Source organism: Mucilaginibacter sp. FW306-07-L, assembly GCF_058782065.1.
Genome location: NZ_JBYSXI010000001.1, coordinates 295,414 through 307,799 on the forward strand (window position 1 = coordinate 295,414; position 12,386 = coordinate 307,799).

The window sequence follows — 12,386 nt, forward strand, 5'->3', positions numbered from 1 at the left end:
ATATTGTGATTAACGCAAAGTTGCCAGCTAAGGTATGTATTAGAGATGAAAAGTGTATGAAGGTTTAACCGGAATGAATCCTATACAAAAATAAAAAGCCCCCCAGACTTGCTCCGGGGGACTTTCAACCTAAACCTTATCACAATTAAACCGGTAAGTTTACCAGTTCGGTGTATGTATTACAATTACTATACCAAAATATAATTTGCCGAAAAATATTGTTAAACACTGATTTTTGGCAATTGAGTTTTATTGACTGTTTAATGATTTGCACACTGTGTAAGCATTTTTGTACACTATGGGTATAAATTATGCCGCTTTAGCGGTTTTATTACGGCGCAGCAAATAATCAAACAGGTATAAGCCCAGTACGGCATCAAAAAATAAAAACCCTTTAACAACAGTGCTGCTGAACATGGATGATATATGAGGCATATTAACCTGCGGCACTTTCCATTCAATACCCCCGGCAGACCAGTTCACTAAAAACAGTGAATAAATCAACAATGCCATGATCGTTAGTATAAAAAAGGAGGCAATGCCTTTAATGATCCGCGAATCGATAGTAGCTTTTAATGGTTTTAAAGCTTGCTCGGTACGTATCTGCTCCATTACGTTGTAGGTAAAACCCATTGAGGGTTCTTCAAATTCCATACTGGCAAATTCGGCGTTCAGTGCTGATAGCTCTTCATACTTATGGCGGTACAGTTTATCCTGTTCAATAAGCAGCGCAATGGCAGCCCGTTCGGCAGGTGTGCCGGTGCCGTCAATATAGTTCCAAAGTTCTTCTTCTATGTTGTTCATATCAACTCCTTTGCTTCGTGTTTTAACAGGCGCTCCAGCTTTTCTTTTAAACGCTGCCGTGCCCTAAATAGTTTAACCTTAACCGTATTCGCCTCCATGTTCAGTGCTAGGGCAATCTCTTCTAACGATTGCTCTCCTTTATAAAACAAGGTTATGATGGCGGCATCATCAGGCATTAGCTGCCCTATGGCCAGGTTAAGGTAGTGAGACCGCGACCTGTTTTCGGCATTGTTCATGTCATGGCCGGATGGTTTGTTCTCTATCTGTATAAAAGTACCTTCATCATCAATCGAATCTGTCGCTATCCTTTTTTTACGCAGATGCGTCATGGCTGTAGTATATACAATGCTATACAGCCAGGTACTGAATTTTGATTGCCCCTGGAATGCCTGCAAGTTGCGGTAAGCTTTTACAAAGCAATCCTGTGCTATCTCCTCGGCATCCTCGCGGTTTTTAGCGAAACGCAGCGCAAGCGTAAATACAAAACGCTGGTTCCGTTTAATCAGTTCAGTATAGGCGAATTGATTTCCGGCAAGGCTTTGCTCAATAAGTTCAATATCTGTTGGCTTGTGTTGCATGTATAACAACTACTCTGACGCGTGCTGAGCAGATCAGGTTACAGCATTTTTTAAATTTCGTTAATTATAGTAACAAAATACTATTGATGTTCTGCATTAACAAGCAGAAGTTATTTAGCCTACAGTATTATGAGTTTACCAGACCAGACAGCTTATTGAACATATAGTATTCAGAGTTTAGAAATTAGGATTTAGAATTTAAGTATAGCGCTTAATTAGCGTTTTAGATATTAGGATTTAGAGTTTAGTATTTAAATATAGCGCAATTAGAATTTTTTTTAAATCAGGTGTAACCTGTTTTAAAGTGGTGTGGTCATAGCTTGCAAATACACGGTAATGGTGTAGTTAAAACAAAATATTTATCAACTTTATAAAAAATTAGTCATGGACGGAAAAATCTTTATCCCGATATTAATAACACTGGGATTATTCGCTTTAATTTTTGGTATTTACTATTTCCGCAACCGCGAACGTATGGCAATGATTGAACGCGGTATGAACCCCCATATTAAACCACAATCAGCGCCTTATCAAAACCTTAAATGGGGCTTGTTATTTATTGGCGCGGGTTTAGGCCTGTTTTTAGCCAATGTATTAACGCGAATATTGGAACGCACAGCTTTTGCCGGTGACGAGGACGAGAACGTGGCTATATACTTTGGCTTGATATTCCTTTTCGGTGGTTTAGGTTTATTCCAATCCTACCGCATCGAGAAAAAGGAAGTATTGGATAAGGAATAAGTTATCAGCCTAAATTATACCGCTCACTCAGCAAATTTAAATGATAGCGTACGTGCCCTGCTGCTGCATAAGCCAGGGCACGTACCGTTATAAGGTAGCCGCTGGCTATGCCGTGGCGCTTTAGCTGTTCATCCGTAGCCGAGCGGAAAAAGTGCAGGTTCGCCTCACGTACGGCTGAAAATTCATCGGCAAGCTGCTGTATGCCGCGCGTATTAAAACCGGCATTATCCACATACACATCCTGATCAAACCCCGGCAACTCTGCCTGCACGCGGGCAAAGCAAAACGCCCGGAAACCAAACACACGCTCCGTATCGGTTAAATGGCCAAGCACTTGCTTTAGTGTCCACTTGCCTTCGGCATAGGCGTACATAGCCTGATCTTCACTAAGGTTGTAGAATAAGCTTTTTAAGATAGCGGTTTGCCCCTGTAATACCTCCAGCACATCTTCATCATCCCTGATAAGGTTAATATAGCCGCCCGGTTGCGGGGCGTATTCATTAGGATGTGGTTTACTGATCATTTTTTATCGCCTTTAAAACTATTCGGAAGGTGGTACCCTTGCCCACTTCCGAATCCTTTACGTAGATATGCCCGTTATGGTAATTTTCTACCATACGCTTGGTTAAGGATAAGCCCAGGCCCCAGCCGCGTTTACGGGTGGTATAACCCGGTTGAAAAACGGTATCGAACTTGGAGCGGGGTATGCCTTTGCCCGTATCGGTAACATCAATAAATACCTGCTTTTTGCTCTCGCTGATCTCGATGCTGATGGTGCCTTTATCGGTAATGGCGTTCACGGCGTTTTTGAGGAGGTTTTCCAATACCCAGTCAAACAGCGGAATGTTGAGTCCTGCCCTTACTTCGGTATTGCCGGTCATGTTAAACGTAATGCGGTTGCTTACCCGTACCCTGAAATAGTCTGTAAAATCCTTAACCACATCATACACTACGTGCTCTTCCAGTATGGGGCGCGAGCCTATTTTTGAGAACCTGTCGGCCACGATTTCCAGTCGCTTAACGTCGTTCTCCATTTCAGCGATCAGCGGGTCGTCTTCGGCATTGAACTTGTCTTTCATCAGTTCGATCCAGGCCATGAGCGAGGATATTGGCGTGCCTAACTGGTGAGCTGTTTCCTTCGCCAAACCTACCCAAACCTGGTTCTGTTCCGATTTTCGCGATGAGCTGAACGCCGTATACGCCATCAGCAGGAATATAGCGATAACGGATAGTTGTATGTAGGGGAAATATTTAAGCTGCGTAAGCAGAGCCGAATCCTTATAATAAACCAACCATTGAGAACCAAAAACCTCAAGCCTAATCGGCTCATGCTGCTCCTTCATGTAGTTCAGTTCCTGCCTGAAGTAGCTGGTATCATACTGAATGTTCTTGTTTTCTTCCGCTTCGAGTTTGATGAATGTCTTGGTGGTATCCAGTCCTTTTTTGTATTTAAACTCGCCTTTATCATCAACCACCAGGGCGGGTACGGTAAGGCTGTCGCGTACGGCGAACACGTAATTTAAAAAGTCGTTATCATCGCTCAAAAATATCTGGCGCATGCTCAGTGCCCATACCTGTGCGCGGGTTCGCTCGCTTTGGGCAATGTTTTTTACCAGGTATTTGGTGTACAGTAACGATCCGCTGGCTATAACCACGGCAAAGGCAAGTAAAAGGTATTTCCAGCGGCGTTTTTGTTGATACGGATTCATATATAAGGTGCACAAAGTACACAATTGGGCTGAAACGTAAAGCAGTTATTTTTGGTATAAAACGGCTTGCAGCGGGTCAGCCTACAGCCATAATAACACGGCTGTTCATCAACTGTTCACTAAATCGCGCATTAAAATTATCTTTGCGGCATCATGGCTGACCAGAAAGTAAGAGTAAGATTTGCGCCCAGCCCAACGGGCGGTTTGCATTTAGGCGGTGTACGTACCGTATTGTTTAATTATTTGTTTGCCAAAAAACATGGCGGCGATTTTATTTTACGTATTGAGGATACCGACCAAAGCCGCTATGTTGCCGGCGCGGAGCAATATATACTGGATTGCCTGCAATGGTGCGGCCTTACGCCTGATGAAAGCCCGGTAGTAGGCGGGTCGTATGCGCCATACCGCCAAAGCGAGCGCAAGCCGCTATACCGTGAGTATGCCGAAAAGCTGGTAGCCGAAGGCCATGCTTACTATGCCTTTGATACTCCTGAAGACCTTACCAAAAAGCGCGAGGATGTGCCCAACTTTCAATACGGGCATGGCCACCGGTATGATATGCGTAATTCACTCACTTTACCTTTACACGAGGTAGAGAAGTTACTGCATGATGGCACCCCGCATGTTATCCGCATAAAAATGCCCGAGGATGACAGCATCAGCTTTAAGGATATGATCCGCGGCTACGTTAGTTTTGAAACTAACCAGGTAGATGATAAAGTATTGCTAAAGGCTGATGGCATGCCAACCTACCACCTGGCTGTAGTAGTTGATGATTACTTGATGAAGATAACCCATGCCCTGCGCGGCGAGGAGTGGCTGCCATCGGCACCGGTACATCTTTTATTGTGGGAGTACCTGGGCTGGAAAGACAGCATGCCGCAATGGGCGCATTTGCCATTGATATTAAAACCTGACGGCCACGGCAAACTAAGCAAGCGCGATGGCGCACGTTTAGGTTTCCCGGTTTATGCCATGAACTGGCAAGATCAAAAAACAGGTGAGCTTACCGAGGGTTTCCGTGAGCTGGGCTTTTTGCCCGAAGCTTTTTTAAACCTGCTGGCTATGCTGGGCTGGAACGACGGTAGCGGACAGGAAGTATTTTCGCTGGATGAACTGGTTGAAAAGTTCAGCATGGAACGGGTGAGCAAAGCAGGCGCTAAATTCGATTTTGAAAAAGCGAAGTGGTATAACGCGGAGTGGATCAAAAAGCGGAGTGCTGAAAGCTTAAAGCAGAAAGTTGAAGAAATATTCAAAGATAAAGGCATAGTTATTAATGATGATGCCAAATTGTTGAAAGTGATTGAAATGGTTAAAGACCGTTGCGTATTGCTGACGGATTTTTACGCCCAGGGCGCTTACTTTTTTGAACAACCCAAAGAGTATGACCTGAACGCGGTTAAACCAAAATGGACGGATGCCAAAACCGATTTCTTTAACGAATTAAAAACTAAATATACCACGGCTGATGCCTGGCAGGCAGCAGATCTGGAAACTGAATTTAAAGAGTTTACTACTGAAAAAGGCTTTAAGATAGGTGATGTAATGCTGCCTTTCCGCATTATGCTGGTAGGCGGTAAGTTTGGCCCGCATGTTTTTGATATAGCTGAGATGCTTGGCCGGGATGAAACTGTAGTGAGGATAGAGAAGGCTTTAGAGGCGTTTACGGCGTAACCCCTCCCAACCCTCCCCGGAGGGGAGGGCTTTAAATAAGATCATCATTAAATTCAAACTGCAATAAATTAACCTTGTTTAGAGTTAGGTATTAGCATTTAGAATTTCGATTTTTAGCATTTATCCATTACCATGATCCTGCAGGCAGAAAATTTAATTAAGAAATATAAGCAGCGTACCGTTGTTAATGATGTATCGTTCAACGTGTCGCAGGGTGAAATTGTGGGATTGCTGGGGCCAAATGGCGCGGGGAAAACTACGTCTTTCTATATGATAGTGGGGTTGATAAAACCTAACGAAGGCCGTATAATACTTGATGACCAGGAAATAACCGGCGACCCGATGTATCGCCGGGCGCAAAAAGGTATTGGTTACCTGGCGCAGGAGGCATCGGTTTTCCGTAAGCTTTCTGTGGAGGATAACATCAAGGCCGTGCTGGAGATGGGCAAAATGAGCAAGGAGCAGCAGCGCGATAAGCTGGAGGAACTGATTGATGAATTCAGCTTGCATAAGGTACGCAAAAACCGTGGCGACCTGCTATCCGGCGGTGAACGCCGCCGTACCGAAATTGCCCGTGCCCTGGCCGCCGAACCTAACTTTATTTTGCTTGATGAACCCTTTGCCGGTGTCGATCCCATAGCGGTTGAGGAGATACAGGCCATGGTGTATAAACTGAAACACCGTAACATCGGCATCCTGATCACCGACCACAATGTGCAGGAGACGTTGTCAATTACTGACAGGGCTTATTTGTTGTTTGAGGGAAAAATATTAGAGTCGGGCGTACCCGAAGTATTGGCTGAAAATGAAATGGTAAGAAAAGTGTATCTTGGTGCGAACTTTGTGCTTAAACGCAAGAGTTTTGCCATTTAACCTAAGATAGACACCCATGTCCATTTTTAATTCTGTTATATCCTGGTTCATGAAAAAGCGTATCCACCAGATAGAGCTTTTTATGAAATATCCCAATGAAGTACAGGAAGAGTGGTTTGAAAACCTGATAATGGGCGCTGAAAATACCGAATGGGGTAAAAAGCATCATTATAAATCCATTGAAAATCTTAACGATTACCGCGAGCGCGTACCTATCCAAACGTACAATAGCCTGAAGCCTTTTATCGAGCGCATGCTCAAAGGCGAGCAGAATGTATTGTGGCAATCGGAAGTGCGCTGGTTTGCCAAATCATCAGGCACTACCAGCGACAGGAGCAAGTTTATCCCTGTAAGTGAAGAAGCGCTGGAAGAATGCCACTTTAAAGGTGGTAAGGATGCGTTGACCATTTATTATAATAATCGGCCTGATGCTAAACTGTTCAGCGGTAAATCGCTCACCATTGGTGGCAGCCAGCAGGTAAGCCAGTTTAGCCCTGAAACCTCATTTGGTGACCTTTCGGCGGTTATCATGAAAAACCTGCCATTTTGGGCGGAGTTTGGCCGCACGCCAAACCTGGATATTGCCCTGCTGGATAATTTTGAGGAAAAGATAGAGAAGATAGCCAAAACCACGCTTGATGTAAACGTTACCGGTATCGGTGGCGTACCTACCTGGAATATTGTGCTTTTTAACCGCATCCTCGAGATCACCGGTAAGGATAACATGCTCGAAATATGGCCTAATCTTGAGTTCTGCTTTCATGGCGGGGTAAGTTTTACGCCATACCGCGAACAGTTTAAAAAACTGATCCCGACGGATAAAATGTATTATCTGGAAAACTACAATGCTTCTGAAGGTTACTTTGGCATACAGGACAGGGTAGAGCATGATGATATGCTGCTGATGCTGGATTACGGTATTTTCTACGAGTTTTTACCTGTAGAGCACATGCACGATGATAACCCCCAAACGCTTACGCTTGATGAGGTGGAGATCGGTAAAAATTACGCCTTGATCATAACCACCAATGCCGGGCTTTGGCGCTACATGATCGGCGATACCATAAAATTCACCAGCCTGTCGCCTTACCGCATACAAATATCAGGGCGTACCAAGCATTACATCAATACTTTTGGTGAGGAAGTGATAATTGATAATGCCGAGCGCGCGCTTGAAGAAGCCTGTAAAAGTACCGGTGCCGTTATACGCGATTATACTGCTGCCCCTGTCTATTTTGACGGCAAGCAAAGCGGCGCGCACGAGTGGCTGATTGAGTTTGTTAAAGCCCCCGCCGAGTTTGAACGCTTTGTAGATATACTGGATGAAACCCTGCGCCAGATCAACTCCGACTATGATGCCAAGCGTTTTAAGGACATGGCCCTGCGCCGCCCGATAGTGCGCCGCGTAGCCGAAGGAACCTTTTTTAATTGGCTAAAAGAACGCGGTAAGCTTGGCGGCCAAAACAAAGTGCCGCGTTTGGCTAATGATCGTGAGTATGTTGATGCTATCCTGCGGATGCTGGAACCGGCGTGATACCCCTCCTAAATCCTCCCCAAAGGGGAGGACTTGAATAAAACAGTAGTTTATATTATATCAATTGAAATATAAAGTCCTCCCCTTTGGGGAGGATTTAGGAGGGGTACACCACCTGCCACAACTTCACCACTTCCACTGCTTCCTTAACATCGTGCACGCGCAATATGGAAGTGCCTTTTTGTAAAGCGATGGTATTTAATACGGTAGTACCGTTTAACGCCTCGGCGGCGGTATTGCCCAGCAGGCCGTAGATCATGCGCTTGCGCGATACGCCTGCCAATACGGGCAATTCAAGGGGGGCGAATTCATGCATTCGGTTAAGCATGGCATAGCTTTGTTCGGCTTTTTTGGCGAAGCCAAAGCCGGGGTCTAAAATCACATCTTTAACACCCAGTTGTTTCAGCTCATGGTATTTGCTGACAAAGTAATCGAATATTTCGCCAAACACGTCCTCATACCCGGTAAGGGTAGTCATGTTTTGCGGATTGCCGCGCATGTGCATTAAAATATAAGGCACCTGCAAACGGGCAACGGTGGCAAACATATCCGCATCCAATTGCCCGCCCGATATATCATTAATAATATGCGCTCCTGCTTTTACGGCCGCCTCGGCAACCTGCGCCCGGAAGGTATCAACAGATAAAACAGCTTGCGGTAGCGCGGAAGCAATGGCTTCAACAACCGGTATCAGGCGGTCGGTTTCTTCCTGTACGCTAATATCAACAGCGCCGGGGCGTGAGGAGTAAGCGCCAAGGTCCAGAAAAGTAGCGCCATCGGCCAGCATCTTTTCGGCCTGTTGCAAGGCATCGGCAACGGCGGGTTTGCGGCTGTTCTCAAAAAATGAGTCGGGCGTAAGGTTAATAATACCCATCACCTTTGGCGTGTTCAGGTCAATAAGTCTTCCGCCCGCGTTGAGGCTTTCCTTTTTATTAAAAAACGTATCTTTTAACATTATTTTTGGCGAGTAGGTCAAACATTAGAGGATGTAAAGTTACCTTTATATCTTTGCAAATAGTATTTATCCGTTAATTGATAGACAGCTTATATGGTGCAACTATATAAGTGCAATGTGAGAACGGTGCGCTCTGCAATCTATCAGTATCAACAATGCACCATTACATCACCTTGGCTAACACCGCAGCAGAATACGACGCAGTTATCACCCTTTGCCGGGATCTTTTTATTAAAAAAACACGCGACTACGGTACTGCCTGGCGCATTTTGCGTATCTCATCCATTACCGATCAGATATTTATCAAGGCGCAGCGTATCCGCACGCTCGAAGAAAAAAAAGTATCAAAGGTGGGTGATGATATCACCGGCGAATACATCGGCATCGTAAATTACTGTGTTATCGCCATGATGCAACTGGATTGTACCGATGATACGCCGCTTGAACTGCCAGCCGAACAAGTGAGCGTTTTGTTTGACGAGCATGTAAACGAAACCAAAAACCTGATGTTCGCCAAGAACCATGATTACGGAGAGGCCTGGCGCGATATGCGCATCAGCTCGCTAACTGACCTGATTTTGATGAAGCTGCTGCGTGTAAAACAGATAGAAGATAACCAGGGCGAAACACTGGCGTCCGAAGGGGTGAAGGCCAATTACCAGGATATGTTGAACTATTCGGTATTCGCGCTGATAAAACTGGGAGTAAAATGAAGAACGCGTTAGTTTGGATCTGCCGCATACTGGTTGGCTTGTTGTTTATATTTTCAGGACTGATCAAGGCGAATGACCCGCTGGGATTTTCGTATAAGCTGGTCGAATACTTCGAGGTATTCCACATCACTTTTCTGGATAGCCTGGCCGTAGGTATCGCCATTATACTTTGCGCACTCGAAATGATCATGGGTTTTGCCCTGCTGATAGGCGCACGTGCCCGTACTACTGTTTGGGGTTTGTTATTATTGATCTTCTTCTTTGCGTTCCTTACCTTTTACTCGGCGTTTTTTAAGGTGGTACAAACCTGCGGCTGCTTTGGCGATGCCATTCCGCTTACCCCGTGGGAATCATTCGGTAAGGACCTGGTGTTATTGTTGTTAACGCTGGTATTGTTTTTTAATCAGGATAAAATAAAACCTTTATTTAGCCGCAAGCCCGGCGATGTAGCTTTAGCAATTGCTACTGTGGTGGCGTTAGGCGTTGGCTTTTATACTTATAACTTTTTACCGGTGATCGATTTTCTGCCGTATAAAATAGGTGCTAACCTGCCCGATGAAATGAAGGTGCCGCCCGGTGCCAAGCCCGATGAGTACGAGTTGACCTACAACCTGAAAAATAAGGCTACCGGTGAACCCAAAATCATGACGGATAAGGAGTACATGAAAACCGGCATCTGGAAAGATAGTAACTGGGAAGTAGCGGGCAACCCCGAAAGTCGCCTGGTTAAAAAAGGCTTTACCCCTAAAATTGTCGACCTGAACATTACCGATATGCAGGGTAATGATTATACGCAGGAGGTTATCAGCAACCCGTTTTATAACCTCATTATTGTAACGTACGATCTGAACCATACCAATGACGAAGCCCTGCGAAAGCTCAATACCATCGCGCTTAACCTTACCGAAAACTATAACGTGCGCAGCGTGTTGCTAACCTCAAACTCTGCACAGGATGTGTTGGCGCTCGAGAAAAGGTATAAGCTATACACCGAGGTTTTCTTTGCTGATGGCGTGCCGCTAAAAAGCATGGTACGCGCTAATCCGGGTGTGTTGTTGTTGAAAAACGGTACCGTAATTAATAAATGGCATTACCACACCATGCCAACGTATGATGAATTGGTAAAAACATACTTCCAGGAATAATTCATAATGATCAACTACCTCATCCGCAAAACAGGTTACGCCCTGGCTGTAATGCTGGGTATTGTGGTGGTGGTATTTTTTCTGTTTAATATTTTACCGGTCGATCCTGCCCGCATGACGCAGGGGCAGCGTGCCGATGTGCAATCGCTGGAGGCCGTGCGCAAGGAGTTCGGGTTAGACAAGCCGGTGCCCATGCAGTTTGTTTATTACCTGAATGATCTTTCGCCTTTGGGCGTACATGCAAACAGCCATGCCGAGCAGCAGCGCTATGGCTATGTTAAGCTGGTTCCAGTTTGGGGCAAAAAAGTGCTGGCGTTAAAATGGCCTTATCTGCGCCGGTCTTACCAAACCCATAAGGATGTTTCGGCACTTTTGATGGATGTGCTGCCCAATACCCTGCTGCTGGCGGCGGTAGCTATGCTATTCGCCATTGTGCTTGGCGTGTTTTTAGGGGTGTTGTGCGCGCTGCATCAAAATTCCTGGGTCGACCGTACGCTCATAAGCCTTTCCACGCTGGGTATCTCAGCGCCTTCGTTTTTCGCGGGTATTATTATCGCCTGGCTATTTGGCTTTGTACTGAATAAATATACCGGCCTCAACATGTCAGGCAGTTTGTATAGTTATGACCCCTTCAGGGGAGAAGTGATCACCCTTAAAAATCTCCTGTTGCCCGCGCTTACGCTGGGTTTGCGCCCGCTGGCCATTATTGTACAGCTTACCCGCAATGCCATGCTCGATGTTTTGGGTCAGGATTACATACGCACCGCCCGTGCCAAAGGCCTTGGCCATAACGCTGTCGTTTATCGCCATGCCTTAAAAAACGCGCTTAACCCGGTAATTACAGCCATCGCCAATTGGTTTGCCTCGCTGCTGGCCGGATCATTCTTTGTTGAATACGTGTTTGGCTACAATGGCTTGGGCAAGGTAACGGTGGACGCGCTCGAAATGTCGGACTTCCCCGTCATCATGGGTTCCATATTATTTATCGCCTTTATTTTTGTGGTAATTAATATTTTGGTAGATATTATATATGTTTGGATAGATCCGCGTGTAACCATCGCCTGATCAATTTTTTGTTTTTTATAGATGAGCCAATCTGCAACTGATAATACAGCATACAATCCGCACCGCATATTTTTTACGGGCTTTATGGGCTGTGGTAAAACCACCTGGGGGCGCAAGCTTGCCGCGCACCTGGGCTATGATTTCATCGATCTTGACCACGCCCTTGAAGAAAAGGTGGGTATGCGCATTGCCGAATACTTTTCATCATTTGGTGAGGATGCCTTTCGTAAGCTGGAATCAGCTATGCTGAAAGAAACCGAATATCCCCAAAAGGTGATCGTATCAACCGGTGGCGGCCTGCCCTGTTTTTTTGATAATATGGACTGGATGAACGCTCACGGCAAAACCCTGTATGTAAAGCTATCTCCCAAAACGCTGGCCGACAGGCTGGAGAAAAGTAAAACCGTACGCCCGGTACTGCAAGGCAAAAAAGGTGATGAACTGATTGAATTTATAACCGGCAAACTGGCCGAGCGCGAGGGTTTTTACCTGCAGGCGCAGCATATTATTGAAGGTATATCCCTTTCGGTTGAGGCGCTTGAACTTGAATTGAATAAATAATAGCCTTTAAAATTCCCGAAACTATCCCCGATTT

Annotated in this window: 13 protein-coding genes; 8 read left to right on the forward strand and 5 right to left on the reverse strand. The window is 45.5% G+C overall.

The window, feature by feature from the left end; all coding sequences use genetic code 11:
• Positions 1-309: 309 nt before the first annotated feature.
• Together AC3WJC_RS01295 and AC3WJC_RS01300 are read right to left on the reverse strand one after the other, a co-directional pair.
• Positions 310-804, reverse strand: coding sequence for an anti-sigma factor (locus AC3WJC_RS01295; RefSeq protein WP_492397260.1), 495 nt, complete (start codon positions 802-804; stop codon positions 310-312).
• Complete coding sequence (locus AC3WJC_RS01300) at positions 801-1,382, reverse strand: RNA polymerase sigma factor (protein ID WP_492397261.1); 582 nt, start codon at positions 1,380-1,382, stop codon at positions 801-803. The genes AC3WJC_RS01295 and AC3WJC_RS01300 overlap by 4 nt, the downstream gene beginning before the upstream one ends.
• A gap of 384 nt (positions 1,383-1,766) precedes the next feature.
• Between AC3WJC_RS01300 and AC3WJC_RS01305 the strand changes: the two genes are divergently transcribed.
• The gene (locus AC3WJC_RS01305) at positions 1,767-2,123 is read left to right on the forward strand and encodes a DUF6249 domain-containing protein (RefSeq protein ID WP_492397262.1); all 357 of its coding nucleotides are present in this window, start codon (positions 1,767-1,769) and stop codon (positions 2,121-2,123) included.
• 4 nt (positions 2,124-2,127) lie between these two features.
• Here AC3WJC_RS01305 and AC3WJC_RS01310 read toward each other — a convergent pair whose 3' ends face one another.
• Together AC3WJC_RS01310 and AC3WJC_RS01315 are read right to left on the reverse strand one after the other, a co-directional pair.
• Positions 2,128-2,646 (reverse strand): DinB family protein, encoded by a 519-nt coding sequence (locus AC3WJC_RS01310; RefSeq protein WP_492397263.1) that lies wholly within the window; start codon positions 2,644-2,646, stop codon positions 2,128-2,130.
• Positions 2,636-3,832, reverse strand: a complete 1,197-nt coding sequence (locus AC3WJC_RS01315; RefSeq protein WP_492397264.1) for a sensor histidine kinase — start codon at positions 3,830-3,832, stop codon at positions 2,636-2,638. Before AC3WJC_RS01315 ends, AC3WJC_RS01310 begins: the two co-directional genes overlap by 11 nt.
• Before the next feature lie 153 nt (positions 3,833-3,985).
• Here AC3WJC_RS01315 and gltX point away from each other — a divergent pair, with 153 nt between their 5' ends.
• The 3 genes from gltX to AC3WJC_RS01330 all read left to right on the forward strand — a co-directional run bounded on the left by gltX (position 3,986) and on the right by AC3WJC_RS01330 (position 7,913).
• Entirely contained in the window at positions 3,986-5,506 is a 1,521-nt protein-coding gene (gene gltX / locus AC3WJC_RS01320) for a glutamate--tRNA ligase (protein WP_492397265.1), read from the forward strand.
• Positions 5,507-5,638: 132 nt separating this feature from the next.
• Positions 5,639-6,379: an LPS export ABC transporter ATP-binding protein gene (gene lptB, locus AC3WJC_RS01325; RefSeq protein ID WP_492397266.1), complete on the forward strand. Its 741-nt coding sequence runs from the start codon at positions 5,639-5,641 to the stop codon at positions 6,377-6,379.
• Positions 6,380-6,395: 16 nt separating this feature from the next.
• Positions 6,396-7,913 carry a GH3 auxin-responsive promoter family protein gene (locus tag AC3WJC_RS01330; RefSeq protein ID WP_492397267.1) on the forward strand — a complete coding sequence of 506 codons (1,518 nt, stop codon included), beginning with the start codon at positions 6,396-6,398 and terminating at the stop codon, positions 7,911-7,913.
• A 97-nt stretch (positions 7,914-8,010) separates the two neighbouring features.
• Here the strand turns inward: AC3WJC_RS01330 and folP are convergent, their stop codons facing one another.
• Positions 8,011-8,868 carry a dihydropteroate synthase gene (gene folP / locus AC3WJC_RS01335; protein ID WP_492397268.1) on the reverse strand — a complete coding sequence of 286 codons (858 nt, stop codon included), beginning with the start codon at positions 8,866-8,868 and terminating at the stop codon, positions 8,011-8,013.
• Between the two features lie 155 nt (positions 8,869-9,023).
• Between folP and AC3WJC_RS01340 the strand changes: the two genes are divergently transcribed.
• The 4 genes from AC3WJC_RS01340 to AC3WJC_RS01355 are packed head-to-tail and all read left to right on the forward strand — an operon-like array spanning position 9,024 to position 12,352.
• Entirely contained in the window at positions 9,024-9,581 is a 558-nt protein-coding gene (locus tag AC3WJC_RS01340; protein WP_345332139.1) for a DUF1599 domain-containing protein, read from the forward strand.
• Complete coding sequence (locus AC3WJC_RS01345; protein ID WP_492397269.1) at positions 9,578-10,726, forward strand: BT_3928 family protein; 1,149 nt, start codon at positions 9,578-9,580, stop codon at positions 10,724-10,726. The genes AC3WJC_RS01340 and AC3WJC_RS01345 overlap by 4 nt, the downstream gene beginning before the upstream one ends.
• Positions 10,727-10,732: 6 nt before the next feature.
• Positions 10,733-11,791, forward strand: coding sequence for an ABC transporter permease (locus AC3WJC_RS01350; RefSeq protein ID WP_492397270.1), 1,059 nt, complete (start codon positions 10,733-10,735; stop codon positions 11,789-11,791).
• A 21-nt stretch (positions 11,792-11,812) separates the two neighbouring features.
• The gene (locus tag AC3WJC_RS01355; RefSeq protein WP_492397271.1) at positions 11,813-12,352 is read left to right on the forward strand and encodes a shikimate kinase; all 540 of its coding nucleotides are present in this window, start codon (positions 11,813-11,815) and stop codon (positions 12,350-12,352) included.
• The last annotated feature ends 34 nt before the right edge of the window (positions 12,353-12,386 follow it).